The sequence below is a fragment of the Actinomyces faecalis genome (assembly GCF_013184985.2).
GTDB classification, from domain to species: Bacteria; Actinomycetota; Actinomycetes; order Actinomycetales; family Actinomycetaceae; genus Actinomyces; species Actinomyces faecalis.
In genome coordinates, this window is the sequence record NZ_CP063418.1 from 2,026,342 (window position 1) to 2,046,049 (window position 19,708).

Here is a 19,708-nt window from a genome sequence, read left to right on the forward strand (position 1 = left end):
TACCCCACCAACACATCTTTGTCAGGACATAAATGCGCTCCCACCACCGCCCCACCCCTCCTCCCCCCATGCAAGCTGCGAAAATCCAACGAAAACCAACCTTTCGCTCCATTGCGCCAATTAACGCGCTCCAACTTGTACTGTCAAAACACTTGACAGAACGCATTCACGCGCATGAACATGCTCTACGGCACACCGACGTGCTCCCAGTACCGGCGGTCGCAGCGGCCCCCGGCAACGGAAGGACTGACTACATGACACCCCCGTCTCCCAGATCGTCTACCGGACCCACACGCGCCGAGCTAGATCAGCTCGTCAAGGACACACCGCCATCAGGTAAGCGCCGTTCAGTCGGCTTCGTCGCCCTGGTCGCCACCCTCGGATCCCTCCTCTTCGGCTACGACACCGGCGTCATCTCCGGCGCCCTGCCCTACATGCACCTGCCCGGAGGCGCCGGCGGTCTGCACCTCAACTCCCTTGAAGAAGGCCTCGTCGGCGGTATCCTCCTGCTGGGCTGCGCAGCCGGTGCGTTCTACGGCGGTCGCCTGTCCGACATGTACGGCCGTCGCCACAACATCCTCCTGCTCGCCGTCGTCTTCCTCGTGGGCGCTCTGGCCTGCGCCTTCTCCCCCAACATCTGCGTCCTCTACCCCTCCCGCTTCATCCTGGGTCTGGCAGTTGGTGGCGCTAGCGCCACCGTCCCCGTCTACCTCGCGGAGACCGCTCCCAAGTCCATCCGTGGAACCCTGGTGGGTATCGACCAGCTCATGATCGTGACCGGTCAGTTCCTGGCCTTCGCCCTCAACGCGCTGATCGCCAACATGAAGGGCGGCCCTGAAGCCACCATCGAGTCCATCAAGGCCGGCACAACCGTGACTGTCGACGGCGTCTCGCAGGCCATCGAGGCCGGCCAGACCTACTCGTGGGACATCCTCAAGCACGTCCAGGACTCCGCAGACATGGTCGTCGCCTCCGGTAACGGTGACACCTGGCGCTACATGCTCGTCATCTGCTCGATCCCCGCCGTCGCCCTGTGGATGGGGATGCGCGCCATGCCCGAGTCCTCCCGCTGGCACGCCGCCAACCGCCGCTACATCGAGGCCATCGCCGAGCTCCAGCGCGTGCGCAAGCCCTCCGACGACGTCGCCGGCGAAATCGACGAGATGATCGAGGTCAACCGCCTGGAGGCCTCCGCCGAGCACTGGAACCTGCGCCGCTGCTTCCAGACACGCTGGACCCGCCGCATCCTCGTCATCGGCGTCATGGTGGGCATCTTCAACCAGACCACCGGCGTGAACACGATGATGTACTACGCCCCCAAGGTCCTCCAGACCGCTGGCTTCGGCACGCAGGCCGCCATCACCCTCAACGTGCTCACCGGTCTGGCCTCCGTCATCGGCTCCGCCTGCGGTCTGTGGCTGCTGGCCCGCTTCTCCCGCCGCGGGGTGCTGCTGGGCGGCACGATCGGCCTGACCATCATGCTGTGGGTCATGACTGCCGTGTTCCTCTTCGGCATCAACCCCCACCTGGACGCCGACGGCAACGTCCTGTCCTCCATGCCCCAGATGGTCCCCTACCTGGTGATCGTCGTCATCGTCGTCTACATGCTCTTCATGCAGGCCGGTAACGCACCTGCCACCTGGGTTCTCATGGGTGAGCTCTTCCCCGCCCGTATGCGTGGAGCAGCGATGGGCTTCGCGGTGCTGTGCCTGTGGGTTGTCAACGCCATCATCACCTTCCTCTTCCCCGTCATGATGTCCAGCCTGGGTCCGGTAGTCACCTACCTGATCTTCGCGATCATCAACGTCGTCGCCGTGACCTACATGTGGCGCAAGGTCCCGGAGACGAAGTACTCCTCGCTTGAGGAGCTTGAGGAGGAGTTCCAGAAGCGCTACGCCTGACACAGCGCAGCCCTCCCTTCTTCCCCTCATCACAGCGTCCCCTGCCCTGTCCCCGCCGTTCGCGGCAACGGACACGGCAGGGGACGCCGCATGTCTACCGGTCGTCACGACCAGGCGCACAGCCTCCCGCGACAGCATCGCGACCGTCGCATGATCCGCCCGTCACCTTGCTAGGGTGAGGCTCTCAGGTGAGCGATCCTGATGTTCTGACAGTGAAAGGAGCGCGATGGCGTCTCGTGGCTCGGGCATCACTCAGTCCGATATCGCTGAGGCCGCCGGTGTCTCGCGCAGCCTGGTCTCCCTGGCTCTGTCAGGTTCACCCAAAGTCGCCGAGAATACTCGAGCCCAGATCCAAGCCGTCGCCTGTTCGCTCGGCTATCGGGTTAACGCCTCAGCCTCCGCGTTGGCTCGACGTCGCTCCACCACAATCGGTTTGATCCTGCCCAACCTGCGCAATGCCTTCTTCGAGAAAGTGGCACGCTGCCTTGATGACGCCGCCGCGCAAGAGGGCCTCAATGTCTTCGTGGCTGTGGGCGCCGAGAACCAGGATCGTCTGGAGCGCGCCATCGACTCACTCCTCGGCGTGCGAGTCCTCGGCCTCGTTCTCGTCTCCCCTTCTTTGACCGCCTCACAGCTACGCGAGATCGGCCAGGAGACGCCTACCTCTCTCATCGGGCAGCAATGTCCCGGCGGGTATGTCGACGCCGTCCATATCGATGAGGCAGCAGCCGCCCGTGAGGTCGTCTCCCATCTCATCTCCCGCGGAGCCACCTCCCTGGCCTATATCGCCCCGCGCATTGTCGACGACGCCTCCCGCGAGCTTCGTCAGGACGCGCTCGCCCAGGCAGCGCGTGATGCAGGAATCTCGATGACGACGTGGGAGGGCGACGGCAATGGTGCTGGCGGGGCCATCCGCGAGCTTCTGAGCGTCGACGACGGCGTGCTCGGCCTAGTCGCTCACAACGACATGCTGGCGATCGACGCCGTCGCTGTGCTGCGTGACCGCCGTTCAGCCGGCCAGGGGCGTCACCCCAGCCCGGTGCTTCTCGTCTCCTACGACAACACCTATCTTGCGCGGCGCTCGGAGTTTGATCTCACCAGCCTGGCCCAACCTGAAAGCGACCTCGCCCATGAGGCGATTGCCCTGCTCTTACGCCGGGCAGCGCACAGGGCCAGCAGCACTCCCCTACCAGGTGAGGAAGTCCTGCTGGCCCCGCAGCTCATCGTGCGCTCGTCGACGTACCTCTCCTCGCGTAGTGGATCAGGCCGTCCCGGTCACGGTCCCGATCCCACAACCTCGATCAGGCGGTAAGAATCCGCATGTGGTTCAGCAAGGTCTGGGCCACGAGGTGGAAGTCCAGCTCCGCTGACTTGGGGTGGAAGATCTCCGAGCAGTACCAGCCGTCGTATCCGGTCGCCTTAACGGCGTCGACCCACTCCTGCAGCGGAATGGAGCCGCCGCCAGTCCACACGTTGCGGCTCACCCCCTGATCGGGGACCTCGCCGTCCGGCACCGGCACACCATCACAGACGTGCACGGCACTGATGAGGTCCTTATCGAGCTTCGCGACGTCTTCCGGAGTGGAGCCGGTGACCCAGAAGTGCCAGAAGTCGACGACGATCTTGGCGTTGGGCCGGTTGATGCGTTCCAGGATCTCCAGGGCCTGGTCGAGGTGGTGGACGGGGGCCCAGCCCAGAGGCTCAAGGAAGAGGTCGAGACCGTGGTCCGCGGCAATGTCTGCGGCCAGGGCCACGTTAGCGGCGGTTCCTTCAATGACCTCCTGGTCTGAGCGTCCGAGCAGGCCACGGAAACGCGGGTCATCATCAGCCAGCTTGCCCGCCCTGAAATCCTGGACGACGCGAACATCGACGGGTCCGGTGCACATCTGCATCGCCGGCGCCCCCAGGATCTCTCCCACGGTGGCGAGCTTCTCAGCCTCGGCACGGAAAGCCTCGGGTTCTGCTTCCTGCAGGGCGCCGATGCCGGAGACCTCAATGCCTTCCAGGTGCGGCAGGAGGGACTCGGGCGTGTAGCCGGCGTCGAGATAGCGCCAGAGCTTTGGGCTCTGCAGCTCGATTCCTTCAAATCCCACGTCCTTGGCAACAGCGATGTCGTTGAGGGCGGTGCCGTGGAAGGTGGAGGTGACGTTCATCGACAGCTTCATGGTGATCTCCTGTGATCGTGTTGGGGGCAATGGGACGGTGTGGGATGCGTGCTGCCGTCTTCACGGCATGGACGATGCTGTGGCCAACGCGGCCTGAGCAGCGCTCCCGGGGCGCTACAGCCCTGGGTCGATTGCGACCGGACGGCCTTCCTTCAGCGAGCGGGTTGCCGCCTCCGCGATGACCTGGGCACGCAAACCGTCTTCGAGCGGAGCGGGGACTGGCGTGCCGTCCTCCAGTGCCTGGACAAAGGCGTCGAGGCAGGAGCGGTAGGTGTGGCGTACGCGTTCAAACCATCCGGCATCCAAGCCGTTGGTCCGCATTTCGCCTGGTCCGTAGTGGTTGACGAAGCCGGTGCGACGGCGTGCTGCTTCCACCATCCGCTCCGAACCGCCGACCTCAATGCGCTCGTCGTAGCCGTAGCCGATGCGGCGCTGGGAGTCGATCTGGACGAGGGCGCCGTTGGACATGCGCAGCACGGCAACGGAGGTGTCGACGTCCCCGATGTCGGCCACTGCGGAGTCAACCATGGCGGAGCCGGCGACGAATACGTCCACCGGTTCCAGGCCAGTGATCCAGCGGGCGAGATCGAAGAAGTGGATCGTCTGGTCACGCATCTGACCGCCGGAGACTTCGAGATAGGACAGCGGCGGCAGGTTTGGACCGCGGCTGGACATGGAGACGAGCTCGACGGTGCCGACCTCACCCGATTCCACCGCCTCACGTAGAGCGGCATAGGCCGGGTCGTAGCGACGGTTGAAGTCCATCATCACTGGCACACCACTGGCCTGAGCTGCTGCGGCGGCTTCACGCGCGACATCGAGGGAGAGGTCGATGGGCTTCTCGCAGAACACCGCTTTGCCAGCCTGTACCGCGCGGGTGAGCAGATCGGCGTGCGTGTGGGTGGACGAGGCGATGAGGACGGCGTCGATGGAGTCGTCTGCGAAAACTTCCTCCACGCTTGAGGTGGCACGAGCACCGTGGCGGCCTGCCAGCTCTGCGGCGCGGACGGTGTCGACGTCGAAGACCGTGGCGAAGGCGATGTCCGGGTGGGCGGCGAGATTCTCAGCGTGGACGTGGCCGATGAACCCGGCTCCAAGAAGAGCGAAGGTCTGCATGGGGGTCCTTCCGGGAGCGGAGCGTCAGTGCTCCAGACGATGGTTGGGACTGGATCGACATCTACAGTGATGCCGATTCCTCGATTTCACGCGCGTGAATTGATGGGTTCCATCATGCTCCCGCCACCATGTCGTGTCAAGTCCCGCCCCCCCACCGTCCTTGTGGCAGTGATGCTGGCCGAGGCTGACGACGTGCTCGCGCTAAGACGGCGTGGCCCCACTCATGGGGGCGTGACACCCCCGCCCTTGTGTCTGATCGGTTGTGACGGCGTGGCCCCACTCATGGGGGCGTGCCTTGCGCATGGGGGCGTGCGCTACGGCGCTCCGCAGGCACGCCCCCACACCGCAAACACGCCCCCCATTACCCCAAGCACGCCGCCGCCCCGCGCCCACCAACGGACGACGGCGCCCCCACCGCACATGCGGCAGGGGCGCCGTATCCGTCTCAGGCAGAGCCTCCAGCAACACTCAGGCGCTGGAACTGCTCATGCCGTTGATCAGCTGAACTCCTTCTCGAAGCGCGCCTCCAGCTCCTCCAGGGAGTGGTACTTCGTCTCGGGGACGAACTTGATGTAGAAGATGAGGGACAGGACGTTGAGCAGGCAGAAGATCAGGTAGGTGCCTGCACCACCCAGGTTCTTCATCATGATCGGGAAGACGATCGAGACCAGCGCATTGCCCACCCACAGCGTCCCCACCGCCAGGCCCATGGCCGTACCACGGATCTTGGACGGGAAGATCTCAGCAACCAGGACCCAGGTGACCGTACCGGACTGCTTGACGAAGACGAACAGGCAGACGATGACCAGTACGAGGACCGGCGCAAAGGCCGGGGCACCAACAATGTCACCCGAGTCATTCTGGTAGGGCTGGATGAGGAAGAAGAACACCGCTGCTAGCAGGCCCAGGGAGACCACGATGCCCGCCTCCTGGTAGATACCCACGTGGCGGCGGGCGAAGCGGGTAACCAGCCACAGGCCGACCGCAGAGCCAATGAAGGAGATACCACCGGAGATGACGTTGAGGCTGATAGCGTCCGTCACCGGGAAGCCGGCGGCTGCAAGCACCTTGGGGGTGTAGTACATGGCCGTGTTGATACCGGTGACCTGATCTGCCAGGCCCAGGATGATGCCGATGAGCAGCAGGTGACGAGTCCACTTGGTGTTCCAGATCTGGCCAAGGCCCCACTTCTCCTGGTTGGCTTCCTTGCGGCGGATCTCCAGCATCTCGTCGATCTCGTCAACGATGGAGCCGTCCTTGTCCTCGTTGCGTACGCGCTTGAGGGCGCCGATGGCCTCGGGGATCTGGAGGTTAGCGACGTACCAGCGCGAGGACTCCGGCATCATGCGGATACCGATCCACAGCGCGATAGCGGGCAGGGAGGCTAGAACCAGCATGTACTGCCAGGTGTGGCCGTTACCTGCGGTCACCACGGCGCCGTCAGCAACCTGAGCGGCAACCTTGTTGGTGTACTCCACCATCTTGCCGTCGATCTCGACGGCGGGGCCACCGTGCATCTGAGCAAGAGCAGCGTTCATGGAGAACGCGAGGAACTGACCGAAAACGATCATCATCTGATCCAGGGCAACCAGGGTGCCGCGGATGCGCTTGGGAGCGGTCTCACCGAGGAAGACCGGCACGGTTGCGGATGCGCCACCGACAGCGAAGCCGAGGATGATGCGGAAGATGTAGAGCATCCAGATGTTCAGGCTCAGTGCGCAACCCACCGCACCGAAGAAGAAGATGATGGCCAGCAGGGTGATGTTGTGGCGACGGCCGTACTTGTCCGACAGCTTGCCACCCACCGAGGCACCCAGCGCAGCACCCAGGCAGAGCAGACCACCGATCCAGCCCTCCTCGGCTGCGGTCAGAGCCAGACCACCAGCATCCTTGGGCAGGTACATGTAGGGCAGCGCACCGGAGATCACACCGGTGTCGTAACCGAAGAGCAAGGAGCCCAGAGTCGCGACAAGCGCGATGAGGCCAAGTGAACGCTTCTTGCCGGAGGGGGGAGTCGTCTCAACGAGCTCCGCCAAGCGCTCGCGCGACAGGTCCGTCGCTGATACAGGGGGGTGTGACACAAGATCTCCTTTGAGAGAGTGACCTAGCGCCTTCGCCAGGTTCGGGATCTGTCAGACCAGAGCATGTGGTCCAACTGGTAGAGGGCGCCCGCAGCACGCGCCCCACCGGGTGAGGGAAGAGCAATGGGCCGGCCCGCATCGCACGATCATGCGTGGCGCTGGCGGCGCGGGCCGGCCCAGTGATATCAGCCGAGTTCTTCCTTCAACCGGGCCAGAGCAGCCCGGTTGTAGTCGTCGGCGTACTCGTGCCATCCGAAGACGCACACGCTCAGCACGCCGTCGAACTTGACCTCGCGCAGGGTGGAGAACACCTGGTCCCAGGGGACCTCGCCCTGCCCGATGGCATTGTGCTGGTGAACCGTGACGTCAGCACCCGGAGGGTTGATGATGTAGCGGTTACCGTCGTTGGCGCGGTGGTTGAAGCCGTCAGCGACGTGAACCTCACGCAGCTTTCCAGCCTCAGCCGCCGTGCGAATCATGCGTGCCACGTCACCTGCGCCATCGGAGAGGTGGAAGGTGTGCGGGCAGCAGTACTCGTAGCCGATCCAGTCCTTGTCGATGGAACGAACCAGCTCGAGAGCGCGGTCGTGAAGCTCAACGAAGTCGTAGGGGTGAGCTTCCATGTTCAAACGGATCCCGTAACGCTCGAAGTCGGGAGCAAGCTCCTCCATCGAGCGGTACCACTGCTGCTCAGAGCGGCTGGCCTGGTTACGGTCGCCGGAGAACTCCGAGACGATGTCGCGCACATCCAGCGCGTCAGCGATCTCCAGCAGGCGGCGCCAGTTGCGCACCTGCGCCTGGCGCTCAGCCTCGTCCGGGGAGGACCAGTTGAACACCGGGTTGAGGGTACGGACCTTGACCCCGGTCTCCTTCTGCGCCTTGAGGATCTCATCAAGGAACGCACGGTCAGCCTTGGGGTAGTGGTGCCACAGGTGCAGCTCGTGGTTCGGCGAGAGCTCAACGAAGTCGAACCCCAGGTCACGCGCCTTGCGCAAGGTGTCCGGGGTGGACATCGTCATGTAGTACATGTTCGGATCCAGGGCAATGTCTACCATGGGTCTTCCTCTCTGGAGTCGACTTCCTCGTCGTCCGGGACGAGTATGTCCTAACAAGTGCCGTTTGTCCAGATGTGATGCTCAGGACAAATCAGGCGTAGAAATCCGGACGCTCCACCATCGCGACCTTGACGACCTTGCCGTCATTCTCCAGGGACTCGACCGCTGCGTCGACGACGGCGGTAGCGGCGTAGCCGTCCCACGACGTCGAACCGGTGTGCTCGTCGGCAGCCACAGCGTTGATCCAGGACTGGAACTCGGTGTTGAAGGCGGCCTGGAAACGGTCGATGTGGGACTGGCACATGGCGTTGCGGTCACCGTGGATGTCACGGATGAAGATCCGCTCCTGGTCACCCAGGCGTACCGCTGCGTTCTCCAGCACGAGCTCGCACTCGATGGAGTAGCCGTACTCGAGGTTGACGTTGACCTCGTCGTCGATGAGGACGCCAGACTCGGTGCGCATGACGACGACAACCGGGTCAATGAGGTGCTCGAAGCGACGGTGGGTGGACTTCGGGCGGTCAATACGGACCTCGGTGATCTCCTCACCCAGCAGCCAGCGCATGGTGTCGATCTCGTGGATCGCAGTGTCGTCGATCGCCATGCGCGAGGTGTAGGACTCAGGCACGGCAGGGTTGCGGTGACGGTTGTGGACGAGCAGCGCCTCACCGTTGTCACCCTTGTCCAGAACGGCCTTCATCTCGTTGTAGGCAGCGTCAAAGCGGCGCATGAAGCCGACGGTGACGAGCTTCTTGCCGGCCTTCTGCTCGGCCTCCATGATGGCCAGGCAGTCTTCAGCGGTGGTTGCCAGCGGCTTCTCGCACAGGACGTACTTGCCAGCCTCGATGCACTTGATGACGTCGGGAGCGTGCACCTTACCGAAGGTGGCGATGACGACGGCGTCGACCTCAGGGTCGTTGATGAGTGCTTCGGAGTTGTCATAGGCCTTGGCGCCGTAGGGCTCAGCGGCGGAGCGGGCGGCGTCCAGGACGATGTCGGCGACGGCGGTGATCTCTGCGCCGGCCAGGTCATTGTGAATGCGGGCGAGGTGCGCGCGGCCCATGCCGCCGGCGCCGATGAGTCCGATGCGAACAGTCATGTCAGTGTCTCTTCCTTGAGTAGTGGGTGGTGAAGGATGTCGTGGGAACCGCCTGCGCCGTCACCGCGGCGACGGCGCAGGCGGTGTCGGAGGTGGGGAAGTATCAGGCCAGACCCAGGCCGCACTCGGCCAGGTAGGTGCGCATGTTGATGGCGTTCTGCTTCGGGAAGGACGGGTCACAGGGGTAGCAGTCCTGCTCGCAGATCGCGTAGAGCGGCTTGTCCAGCTCGGCCAGAGCGTCAACGAAGGCGTGCATCTCGGGCAGACCCTTGGGTGGGCAGACCGAAGCACCCTTGGTCACAGCCTCACCGAAGGGCCAGTCCTTCTCGTGAGCCTCGCGGGTGATGTCCTCGTCGAAGGCCTTGATGTGGACGTAGGCGATGCGCTCGGGGTACTTCTTGCACAGCTCGATCGGGTCGCCGCCACCGTAGACCACGTGGCCGGAGTCGAGGCAGAGGTTGACGTAGGTCGGGTCGGTCGCGTCGAAGATGCGGCCGATTTCCTCAGGCGTCTCGATGTGGGAGTCGCCGTGGGGGTGCAGGACCATCTTGAGGCCGTACTCGTCCAGGAGCATCTGGCCCAGCGCGTTGGCGTGCTCGACGTAGAGCTTCCATGCGTCGTCGCTCAGGACACGGTCGTCAGTCCACTCCCAGGTCTTGTCGTCGCGGTAGAGCGGAGGGAGGTGAACGATGTACTCGGCACCGACGGCGGCGTGAGTCTCAGCGATGGCGCGGAATGTCTTGAGGGTGTCCTCCCAGGCCTCCTGCTTGTGAAGGATGCCCCAGCCGGTGCCACCGACGACGCGCATGCCGTACTCGTCGCACCACTTCTGCAGCTCCTTGGGGTCGGTCGGGAAGTAGCCGAACGGACCGGTCTCGATGACCTCGAAGCCTGCCTCAGCCATCTCCTGCCATGCCTGGCGGGGGTCCATCTGCTTGGGATCCTCGGGGAACCAGACGCCCCACTGGTCGGGGCACACGCCGATGGTGAGCTTGGAGTACTTGGGGTCGAGGGTGTTGACAGCCTTAGACATCGTTGTCGCTCCTTGAGTGGAAGGATCCTGCGCGCCCGAATCGTTTCGGACACGATGTAGCGTACATGCTCCCGCAGCGACACGCCAGCCATTTGTGTAGACAAATTAAGCCCACAAGCAATTACCCACACTGTATGGCACGCGGAGCAAGCAGCAGGTTCACGCCACTCAGCCTTGCCTCCGCCCTGGTCAGCGCAGCTAACGCAGTGCCACCGCTGGATCGATGCAACTGGCCCGGCGCGCCGCCAGCAGCGACGCAACCAGCCCCGTACACACACCGACGACCAGCCCCAGCGGCACGCTGAGGGGTTCAAGGACCGGCTGCCACCGCTGGAGGATCGTGACAGCAAGGACCGCAAGAACCCCACCGACGCTCCCCAGAATGCCTCCCACCAGGCCCACAAGAACGGCCTCCCCCGCGATGAGGACACGCAGATGGACCCGCCTGGCACCCATCGCGCGCCGCAGAGCCAGTTCGCCCTGGCGGGCCTGGACGGCAGTGTTCATCGCACTGGAGAGGGTCAGCAACCCGGCCAGGACGGCCACGAGCGTCAGCGTCAGCAAAATGGTGCGGACGTTGGACTCCAGCTCTGCTCGCATCGCCTGCGGATCAGGTGGCGCCACGGTCGTTGTGTGGTCGGCGAGCGTAGGCAGCCAGGCCGCTGCCACAACCTTACCGACTCCCTGCGCCGCCCCCGGCCGCACCCAGACCTCGATCCCCGCGTCACTAGCCGCATCGATTTCAGAGGCCTGCTCCTGGCTGAGAATGACGGCGCTCAGCAGCTCCGGACGCACCCCCGCCTCGCTGACCAGGCCAGCCACCTCATAGGGCGCGCCATCCACCCAGATGGTCGGGGAGCCGTCCAGGGGCCCTAGTCCTATCTTGGCGGCGGCTCCCACTCCAACGAGTGCCTGACCTCTGCCCAGACCGGCACGCAGATCCATGCCCAGGGCGCCGTCCTGGACGGTGAGCAGGTGAGGCAGATCGGTGACAGCAGTGACTCCGTAGAGAGGGACAGGTGCCTGTGTCACACGCGGGTCCGTCGTGACACTGACGTCGCCATGGGCGCTAAGGGCCATGACCTCCTCCACGCCAGACACTGCTGCCACGCGCTCCAGCCCATGGCGGTCGGGCTGATCCGCCACCTGAGCAGGTCCTGTCTCCTGTCCGTCTTCCGTCACCCCCACGGCCACACGACGGTTGCGCTGGGCGTCAAAGGTGTCGGAGACCTGGTAGCGCGCCGAGTAGGCCAGGCCCGTCATGGTCAGGGTGAGCATGACCGCCACTAGGACGACTCCCACGAGCCGGGCCATGCGACCGGGCTCGGTAACCAGAGCCTGCACAACGTCATGCAGCATCATCGGCCAGGCCACGTGGCTAGGACGTCGCCCTTCCATATTGCTCACACCATCACCTGCCGCCACGTCAGGGTCGCCGCCAGCCGGAAGGCCATCGTCTGCACGTGCGCGGAACAACTCCTCCGAGACACGCGCGGGGCGCAGGAGGAGCGCGCTGCCACCCTCACACTCAGGTCCACGGGGCGCACAGGGCACAGGATCGGTGACCGCTGGTGGGCAAACCGCGAGTGCGGGCAGGCCGTCCGCTTGAGCCTCGCTGACCCGCCCGTCTACGACTCGAATCCGACGGCGGGCTCGCGCTGCCACAAGCGGATCGTGCGTAACGACAACTACTGTCGTCCCCCGCCGGCTCAGTGCCTGGAGCAGATCCATGATCGCGCTGGAGGAGGCCGTGTCCAGGTTCCCGGTGGGCTCGTCCGCCAGGAGGACCGGGGCTCCCGCGCTCACCGCCCGTGCGATAGCGACCCGCTGCCGCTCCCCTCCCGACAGCTGCCCTACCGCCATGTCGCTTCGAGGAGACAGACCGACGAACTCCAGCGCCTGGAGCGCCTGCTGCCGGGCCTGTGCCGGGGAAGAACCCTGGTACGCCATTCCGAGCATGACGTTCTCCAGGGCGCTTCGATGGGCGATGAGATGGAAAGACTGGAAGATGAACCCGAACGTGTGCGCACGCGTACGTGCGGCCTCACTGTCACTGAGACCAGCGGTCGGGCACCCGTCGATGAGGTAGCTGCCGCTGGTGGGACTGTCCAGCAGCGCCAGGAGGTTGAGGAGAGTGGACTTGCCCGCGCCCGAAGGCCCTTCGATAGCGACGAAGTCACCCTGGTGGATCGTCAGAGTCGCCCCCCGGAGTGCCTGGACAGGCACCGCTGCCGGATAGGTGCGTCCTAGCCCCTCCAGGCGCAACTGCGTCATGACTGGTCCACCCTTAGCTGCTCTCCTTCCTTGAGCGAGTCAGACTCCACCGCGCACTGTCCACCAACGCATCCCGTCAAGGTCACGCTCACCGACTCGAAAGTCCCGTTGGCGCGCATCACGAGGACGGTATGAGACTGGTCGCTGGAGGTGACAAGAGCACGCTTGGGTACGAGCAGGCTGCCAGACACCGCCGGGGTCCGCTCAATCGTCAGAACCATAGTGGTTCCGGTGGCAGGGAGCTGCTCACCTGGCTCCACCGCGAAGACGGCCACCATCTGCACGTGAGCAACCTGCATCCCCATAGCGCCCGTCCCACTGCTGTCCTGCTGGTTACCTGACGCACCTGCTGCAGCAAGCCCCGGCCCAGAGCCATTTGCGGTGTGTGACGTGTCGGCAGAACCTGAGGAGGAGGCGACGGGCTTGCGTACCTCCTGCAGAGTCAGCGTGATCTCACCGTTGGCCGTCGTCGCCCGGGCCTTGGCCCCGATGCTCAGGGTATCCGCCGTAGACTGAGGCATCTCAGCCTCCACGTGGGTCTGGCCGCTGGCCAGACCCATGACCGCGGTGGAGGAATCCAGCACCTGTCCCTGCCCGGGCAGGGCAGTGAGAACCTGGCCCTGGAGCAGGCCAGGGACGTAGACGACCTCCGAGAGCGGAACCGTCACCTTCAGTGTGGCGGCCTTCTGGTCGGCCTGGCCATCGACCTGTGCCTGGTCAGACTTGTCCGTCCCTGTCTTGTCCGAGTCCGTCTGATTCTGGTCAGAGGACTGGGCTGAGGCTCTCTCACGGACCGTCCGCGCCGTGTAGCCGCGCTTGACGTACAGGTCCTTGACCGCGCTGGCTGTCGCTGTCCCGAAGTCACCGTCTGCGCGCAGCTGGTATCCAAGCGCCGTCAGAGCCTGCTGAAGCTGGATGACGTCGTCTCCCTGGTCCCCCTCGACGAGGTCGCGGTAGGCCGGGAAGGCCCCCGGCAACGCGATGAGGGGACGACCGTTCACGTGCAGGACAACCTCGCCGGCGTGGATCTCCTGCCCAGCCTGGGCAAGTTGGCGGGTGACGACTGCTCGCCCCTCACCCAGAGGCAGAGCCACTGTACTTGCTGAGGCCTGAGCCACCGTGGCGGTCGCGGTGATCTCATCACGCAGGTCCCCTCTGGCCACGGCGACCGTCACTGGCTTCAGTGAAGGTGCAGCGGCCGCTGCCTCCCGCTGAGCGGGAGACTGGACGCTGCGAGCCAGCCACCAGGTACCGCTGATGACCAGAGCGAGGACCAGGACCACGGCCGCAGGGAGTGTCCAGCGGCGATGACGCGGCCGTGCGAGACCGGAAGCCAGCTCATTGTTATCATCCTGTATGTTTTCTGATGCAGCGCTCGTGGGTACGGCTCGCGCTAAACCAGCGTCTTCAAAGGGCTCCACTGTCTCAGCCCACCACTCCGCGATGGGCGTTAATGTAGTCCTTCAGTGCCTGCTCCTCCTCCTGGATCTTGGCATAGAGCGCTGAGTACTCTGAGGAGTGCGCCTTGACAAGCGCCTCGTCCTCCATCCATGCCAGGCCATAGGTAAGAGTGCCGTAGCCGCTGTCCTGCGTGCACTGAGCCTGGTGGACCGCCATATCAATCTCCTCAGTGGACAGGGTGGCAGCGTCAGACATGTTTGGATTGTCAGCCCCACCGAGCCCGAATCGTTCCAGTAACGAGGGGGCCGTCCCAGGAGCGTCCTGCGGAAGATCTGGGATCCCTAACGGTGCCATGCACTCTCGCCAGGCAGCCACGGCCTTCTTGACATCAGGGTTATCGTCAACCCCCGTGGTTGGGCCAAATCCGATGGCGGTGCTCGTGTGGTCCGCGAGCAGTGGATCCTCGTCGGCTTCCTCGCCGCACGCCACGTAGTCGGCGCGGTATCCCTCATCTTGCGACGCCATAAAGATAGCCATGGCATCCGCGAACTGCCCCCTGTCATTGCGCAGGAGGTGATAACCGTACTGGCGGGCCTCCTCAACCGTGTCTGGCCGACCCCAACCTCCTGAGACCGTCGCGCTCGGATCATTCCAGTTGTAGACCGGTACTGGAGGAGACTGCCTTCCTTTACCCACCATGCAGGTGGCCACGTAGACACCGCGGGCGTACCCGTACAGTTCCGAACTCACACCGCGGTAGGGATCCGTCGGCAATGTGCCACGCTGGTAGTCCTTGACTACCAGACCAGACGAGGAGACTGTCCCGTCCGGAGGGATCTGCGAGGAAGTCACAGACGATGCGTCAAACTCTGTCTCGAGGGGGGCACCGGTGCCGCCACCCGCCCCTGGGACCGTTGACTGGCACGCTCCACACAGCACGAGCACGAGGACAGCCGAGACACTAACTGTATGGCGAGGCCGACCGCGCAGCAGCCTCCCTAGCATGAGCGAAATCCGGTGAAGTACGCGGATGAGACCTGGTCGTTAAATCCGCGCGATGACAGATTATCAATCCACGTCTTCTTGCCCACCCTTAGGGATCTCCCGAGGCCATTCGCGCCGGTAAACAAGCAGACATCTTCATAGTTCCCGTTATTCCACACAGAACTCACCGCATTGTCGGCGCGATTACCATTGGTGAATGACCACAGAGACAGGTCAGGAATATAGCGCTGGAAAGAGACACCTCCCCCTTGATAACCAGCATGCTCCCACATGCACGCATACCCAGATCCACAGTCCCCCTGGGCAGCTTGGGCTGTGGAGGGCAATACCAAGGCACCCGTAGCAAGCAACACAGACGCAGCGACCGAGATAACTTTCCTCGACATCACAACCACTTCCTTGGGATCTTCAGGGAGAAGCGAGAGTGACAACTCTCACGCACATGAGAGTAAAACTGAGGGCAGTGCCATGTCAACATCTTCACACCATCAACTTTTCGTCAGGACAATCATGGCCGCTACCCTTTGATACTCACCGATCCTCCTTCACATTAACCACTATCCAATCAACCAACATCTTGGGTCGCGATCAGCATGAACGCGGGCACACATCACGCCCACGCCTGACTGGCCACACGACACACGTGAGGGGCGCGCCCTCCCGGGCACGCCCCTCACGATTGGTCAGCTACCAGGAACCTGGCGCCGCCTCACTCCTCGCGCTGGAAGGACATCGTGGCCGCGTAGGTCTTCTCGCTGGGCCAACGCTGCGTGATGGCCTTGGCGCGGGTGTAGAAGCGCACGCCCTCGGGACCATGGATGTGGGTGTCGCCCAGCAGCGACTCCTTCCAACCACCGAAGGAGTAGTAGGCCACCGGCGTCGGAATCGGCACGTTGACACCGACCATGCCGGCCTCGACGTCGAGGGTGAAGCGACGTGCCACACCCCCGTCGTTGGTGAAGATGGCCGAACCGTTACCGAAGGGCGAGGAGTTGACCTGCTTGATGGCCTCCTCGTAGGTGTCTGCGTGCACGATGGCGAGCACCGGGCCGAAGACCTCCTCGGAGTACAGCTCGGAGTCGAGCGGGACGTTGTCCACGATGGTCGGGCCGAGGAAGTGGCCGTTCTCGTGGCCCTCGATGACCAGGTCGCGGCCGTCGAGGACAACCTCAGCGCCCTTGGCCTCGGCGTCGTCGATCAGGCCGATGATGCGCTTCTTGGCCTTGGCATCGATGACCGGACCCATCTCGACGCCCTCGTCCATGCCGTAGCCGACCTTGATCTTCTCGGCATGAGCCTTGACGCGCTGAGCCAGGTCAGGACCGCAACCGCCGACAGCGACGACGACCGGCAGGGCCATGCAGCGCTCGCCGGCTGCACCGAAGGCAGCGGCAGAGATGTGCTGAGCGGCGAAGTCCAGGTCAGAGTCAGGCATGACGATGGCGTGGTTGTTCGCCCCACCCAGTGCCTGGACGCGCTTGCCGTGGGTGACACCCGTGTTCTGAACGATGTGGGCCACCGGGGTGGAACCCACGAAGGAGATGGCGTCAATACCGGGGTGCTCAAGGATGTCGGTGACCAGGTCGCGGTTACCGGACAGGACGTTGAACACGCCGTCGGGCAGGCCGGCTTCCTTGTACAGCTCGGCAGTCAGCAGAGCGGCCGAGGGGGTGGTGGACGCAGGCTTGAGGATGAAGGCGTTTCCGGTGGCGATGGCGATGGGGTGCATCCACATCGGCACCATGGCCGGGAAGTTGAAGGGGCAGATTCCGGCGACGACGCCGACCGGCTGGCGCAGGGTGTGAATGTCCACGCCGGTGGAGATGTCAAAGGAGTGCTCGCCCTTGAGGGCAACGTTGATCGCGGTGGCGAAGTCCAGGGTCTCACGACCACGCTGGATCTCGCCGATGGCGTCGGAGTAGTTCTTGCCGTGCTCGGCCACGATGAGACGGGCCATCTCGTCCTGGTGGTCCAGGACAAGCTGACGCATCTTGAACATGATGGCAGTGCGCTTGGCCAGGGAGACCTTCGCCCACTCCTTCTGCGCCTTGCGAGCAATCTCGACCACGCGGTTCAGGTCATCGGAGGAGGCCTGGAGGAGCTGGGCCTCAACCTCTCCAGTTCCAGGGTTCTCGACGTCAAAACGGCCGACGGGGTTTCCCTCGTCATACCGTCCGTCGATCCAGTGGGCAATCGTCTTCATCGTCGTAGACTCCTGAGTCGTCACGGGACAGGGCTGGTGGCCTCACCGTGGAGCGGGGTCGAAGCACCTGTCGTGCATGTGCAGTGTCACCCTAACCCCTCCTCCCCCGGCAGGGACACCTTTTGTCAGCACAATGAGACAGGATTTCTCCTCCAGCGCACATGCCGGGGCTGCTTCCTCGGCCAGTCCTCGATCAACCTTCGGTCAGCCATCGGCCGGTCCTGGGCCAATCCGCCATCAGTCCAGGACCAGGCCTTGCACCGATCCGCACCGAGTCTTCGCCGTCTTCGCTCCGTCCAATTCCATCCCCTTCCCCGACCCGCACCAGACATGACGACGGCGGGGCTGCGGCACGTCACCGCAGCCCCGCCGTCGCGACCGGGACCCGTCATCCTGTCATGGAAGGGACCTGGGGACACTATGCAGTAGGAGGCGAGGGCCCTCAGCCTGGGGAATCAGCTCACAGGTAGTGACGCTGAGGCTTCTTGTCCTCCAGGTAGTCCTGATAGGCCTTCTGGGTGGACTCGAGGCTCGAGACCTGAGACACCGCGACATCCCACCACGAAGAAGCCGGCGGGTTGGGGCCGTAGAGGTCGGTCTCAATGTGGATCATGGAGGCCTCATCTGCAGCGTGAGCCTTGGCGTAAGCCTCCTTGAACTCCTCGATGGAGCCGACGCGGTAGACCTTCAGGCCCCAGGACTCAGCGTTGGCAGCGATGTCCACCCCCTTGACCGTCTGCTCGTCAGCCAGGTGCGAGCCCTCGCCGCGCTGACGGTACTTGGTGCCAAAGCGCTGGGAGCCACGGGACTCAGACAGCGCACCAATGGAGGCGAAGCCGTAGTTCTGCAGCAGCACGTAGATGACCTTGACGTTCTCCTGAACGACGGTGGCCAGCTCCATGGGGAGCATCTGGTAGGTGCCGTCACCGACGATGGCGACAACCTCAGACTCGGGGCGAGCCAGCTTGCAGCCCAGGCCAGCCGGAATCTCGTAGCCCATGCAGGAGAAAGCGTACTCCACGTGGTACTGCACCGGAGTGCGGGCCTGCCACAGCGCCTGCAGGTCACCAGGCATGGAGCCAGCAGCGTTGATGACGATGTCCTCGTCACCGAGCATCTCGTTGAGCGCACCGAAGACCTCGGTCTGAGCCGGCAGCGGGCCGTGACCCAGGTGGTAGCACTCGGAGGTGCGAGCCAGCCAGGACTCACGCTCGCGAGCGATCTCAGCGGTGTACTCCTCGTCAACGTGGTAGCCCTTGAGTGCCTCGGTCAGAGCGACCAGGGCTTCGCGGGCGTCCGCAACGACCATCTCGGCGCTCTGCTTGGCGGCATCGAAGGGGGTGACGTTGATGTTGACGAACTCGACGTCGCGGTTCTTGAACTGGGTCTTGGAGGCCGTGGTGAAGTCGGAGTAACGCGTACCGATACCGATGACCAGGTCAGCCTTGTCGGCGATGTGGTTACCGGAGTCGCCACCGGTCGAGCCCACACCACCGATGGCGCAGAGGTGATCGAAGTTGATGGCACCCTTACCGGCCTGCGTGTCTGCCACCGGGATACCGGTAGCGGTAGCGAAGGCGCGCAGCTCCTCGGAAGCCTCGGCGTAGATCGTGCCACCACCGGAGATGATCATCGGGCGCTTGGCAGCCTTGATCCTGGCGACCGCGCGCTCCAGAGCGGCGGGCTCAGCCACGGGGCGACGCACGTGCCACACGCGCTTGCGGAAGAGCTCCACCGGCCAGTCGAAGGCCTCGGCCTGGACGTCCTGCGGCATGGCGATGACCACTGCACCAGTCTCGGCCGGATCAGTCAGGACACGCATGGCCGACAGCAGCGAGGGGATGAGCTGCTCGGGGCGGTTGATCCGGTCGAAGAAACGGGAGACCGGACGGAAGGCGTCGTTGACGGTCAGGTCCAGCGTAGTGGGGTCCTCAAGCTGCTGGAGCACCGGGTCCGGAACGCGGGTGGCGAACTGGTCGGAGGGGAAGATCAGGACCGGCACACGATTGGTGGTGGCCAGAGCCGCACCGGTGACCATGTTGAGCGAGCCGGGGCCGATGGACGCCGTCACCATGTAGGTGGACAGGCGGTTGCGCACCTTGGCGAAGGCGGCTGCGGCGTGAACAGCACCCTGCTCGTTACGCGGCATGATGTACGGCATCGGGTTCTCGCCCTCAGCCGGGTTGATCTCGTTCTGCAGCAGCGCCTGGCCGATACCGGCCACGTTGCCGTGACCGAAGATGCCGAAGGCACCCTCGATGAGGCGGTGCTCGACGCCGTCGCGCTCGGAGAACTGATTGGACAGGAAGCGGACAGTCGCCTGGGCGACGGTCAGGCGGATGGTGCCCTGGTAGGCCTCATTGCTCATGTGTCGT

General features: G+C 64.2%; 14 protein-coding genes. 2 read left to right on the forward strand and 12 right to left on the reverse strand.

Going from position 1 to position 19,708, the window contains the following annotated elements:
* The first annotated feature begins 254 nt into the window (after nucleotides 1-254).
* Complete coding sequence (locus tag HRL51_RS08695) at nucleotides 255-1,901, forward strand: MFS transporter (protein ID WP_172191319.1); 1,647 nt, start codon at nucleotides 255-257, stop codon at nucleotides 1,899-1,901.
* A gap of 226 nt (nucleotides 1,902-2,127) precedes the next feature.
* Complete coding sequence (locus HRL51_RS08700) at nucleotides 2,128-3,213, forward strand: LacI family DNA-binding transcriptional regulator (protein WP_172191321.1); 1,086 nt, start codon at nucleotides 2,128-2,130, stop codon at nucleotides 3,211-3,213.
* Here HRL51_RS08700 and HRL51_RS08705 read toward each other — a convergent pair.
* The 12 genes from HRL51_RS08705 to iolD form a co-directional block, all read right to left on the reverse strand.
* Entirely contained in the window at nucleotides 3,203-4,066 is an 864-nt protein-coding gene (locus HRL51_RS08705; protein ID WP_172191323.1) for a sugar phosphate isomerase/epimerase family protein, read from the reverse strand. The two genes, HRL51_RS08700 and HRL51_RS08705, sit on opposite strands and share 11 nt — an antisense overlap.
* Nucleotides 4,067-4,180: 114 nt before the next feature.
* Nucleotides 4,181-5,182, reverse strand: coding sequence for a Gfo/Idh/MocA family oxidoreductase (locus HRL51_RS08710; protein WP_172191325.1), 1,002 nt, complete (start codon nucleotides 5,180-5,182; stop codon nucleotides 4,181-4,183).
* Between the two features lie 497 nt (nucleotides 5,183-5,679).
* Nucleotides 5,680-7,263: an MFS transporter gene (locus HRL51_RS08715; protein WP_172191327.1), complete on the reverse strand. Its 1,584-nt coding sequence runs from the start codon at nucleotides 7,261-7,263 to the stop codon at nucleotides 5,680-5,682.
* Nucleotides 7,264-7,448: 185 nt separating this feature from the next.
* On the reverse strand, nucleotides 7,449-8,318 hold the full coding sequence (locus HRL51_RS08720) for a sugar phosphate isomerase/epimerase family protein (RefSeq protein WP_172120313.1): 870 nt from the start codon (nucleotides 8,316-8,318) through the stop codon (nucleotides 7,449-7,451).
* 91 nt (nucleotides 8,319-8,409) lie between these two features.
* A complete protein-coding gene (locus HRL51_RS08725) occupies nucleotides 8,410-9,417 on the reverse strand; it encodes a Gfo/Idh/MocA family protein (protein ID WP_172191329.1) in 1,008 nt (335 codons plus the stop codon).
* Between the two features lie 103 nt (nucleotides 9,418-9,520).
* The gene (locus HRL51_RS08730; protein ID WP_172120315.1) at nucleotides 9,521-10,450 is read right to left on the reverse strand and encodes a sugar phosphate isomerase/epimerase family protein; all 930 of its coding nucleotides are present in this window, start codon (nucleotides 10,448-10,450) and stop codon (nucleotides 9,521-9,523) included.
* A gap of 198 nt (nucleotides 10,451-10,648) precedes the next feature.
* Nucleotides 10,649-12,724, reverse strand: a complete 2,076-nt coding sequence (locus HRL51_RS08735) for an ATP-binding cassette domain-containing protein (RefSeq protein ID WP_172191331.1) — start codon at nucleotides 12,722-12,724, stop codon at nucleotides 10,649-10,651.
* Complete coding sequence (locus HRL51_RS08740; RefSeq protein ID WP_172191333.1) at nucleotides 12,721-14,007, reverse strand: peptidoglycan-binding domain-containing protein; 1,287 nt, start codon at nucleotides 14,005-14,007, stop codon at nucleotides 12,721-12,723. Before HRL51_RS08740 ends, HRL51_RS08735 begins: the two co-directional genes overlap by 4 nt.
* A gap of 142 nt (nucleotides 14,008-14,149) precedes the next feature.
* Nucleotides 14,150-14,380, reverse strand: a complete 231-nt coding sequence (locus HRL51_RS08745; protein ID WP_172191335.1) for a hypothetical protein — start codon at nucleotides 14,378-14,380, stop codon at nucleotides 14,150-14,152.
* 743 nt (nucleotides 14,381-15,123) lie between these two features.
* A complete protein-coding gene (locus tag HRL51_RS12015) occupies nucleotides 15,124-15,516 on the reverse strand; it encodes a peptidase inhibitor family I36 protein (protein ID WP_425321756.1) in 393 nt (130 codons plus the stop codon).
* 323 nt (nucleotides 15,517-15,839) lie between these two features.
* The gene (locus HRL51_RS08755) at nucleotides 15,840-17,333 is read right to left on the reverse strand and encodes a CoA-acylating methylmalonate-semialdehyde dehydrogenase (RefSeq protein WP_172120320.1); all 1,494 of its coding nucleotides are present in this window, start codon (nucleotides 17,331-17,333) and stop codon (nucleotides 15,840-15,842) included.
* A 460-nt stretch (nucleotides 17,334-17,793) separates the two neighbouring features.
* Nucleotides 17,794-19,701, reverse strand: a complete 1,908-nt coding sequence (iolD, locus tag HRL51_RS08760; RefSeq protein WP_172191339.1) for a 3D-(3,5/4)-trihydroxycyclohexane-1,2-dione acylhydrolase (decyclizing) — start codon at nucleotides 19,699-19,701, stop codon at nucleotides 17,794-17,796.
* Nucleotides 19,702-19,708 lie beyond the last annotated feature (7 nt).

Coding starts and splice junctions, on each gene's coding strand:
- HRL51_RS08695 (WP_172191319.1), top strand. CDS start 255: ATGACACCCCCGTCTCCCAGATCGTCTACCGGACCCACACGCGCCGAG.
- HRL51_RS08700 (WP_172191321.1), top strand. CDS start 2,128: ATGGCGTCTCGTGGCTCGGGCATCACTCAGTCCGATATCGCTGAGGCC.
- HRL51_RS08705 (WP_172191323.1), bottom strand. CDS start 4,066: ATGAAGCTGTCGATGAACGTCACCTCCACCTTCCACGGCACCGCCCTC.
- HRL51_RS08710 (WP_172191325.1), bottom strand. CDS start 5,182: ATGCAGACCTTCGCTCTTCTTGGAGCCGGGTTCATCGGCCACGTCCAC.
- HRL51_RS08720 (WP_172120313.1), bottom strand. CDS start 8,318: ATGGTAGACATTGCCCTGGATCCGAACATGTACTACATGACGATGTCC.
- HRL51_RS08725 (WP_172191329.1), bottom strand. CDS start 9,417: ATGACTGTTCGCATCGGACTCATCGGCGCCGGCGGCATGGGCCGCGCG.
- HRL51_RS08730 (WP_172120315.1), bottom strand. CDS start 10,450: ATGTCTAAGGCTGTCAACACCCTCGACCCCAAGTACTCCAAGCTCACC.
- HRL51_RS08735 (WP_172191331.1), bottom strand. CDS start 12,724: ATGACGCAGTTGCGCCTGGAGGGGCTAGGACGCACCTATCCGGCAGCG.
- HRL51_RS08745 (WP_172191335.1), bottom strand. CDS start 14,380: ATGTCTGACGCTGCCACCCTGTCCACTGAGGAGATTGATATGGCGGTC.
- HRL51_RS12015 (WP_425321756.1), bottom strand. CDS start 15,516: ATGTCGAGGAAAGTTATCTCGGTCGCTGCGTCTGTGTTGCTTGCTACG.
- HRL51_RS08755 (WP_172120320.1), bottom strand. CDS start 17,333: ATGAAGACGATTGCCCACTGGATCGACGGACGGTATGACGAGGGAAAC.
- iolD (WP_172191339.1), bottom strand. CDS start 19,701: ATGAGCAATGAGGCCTACCAGGGCACCATCCGCCTGACCGTCGCCCAG.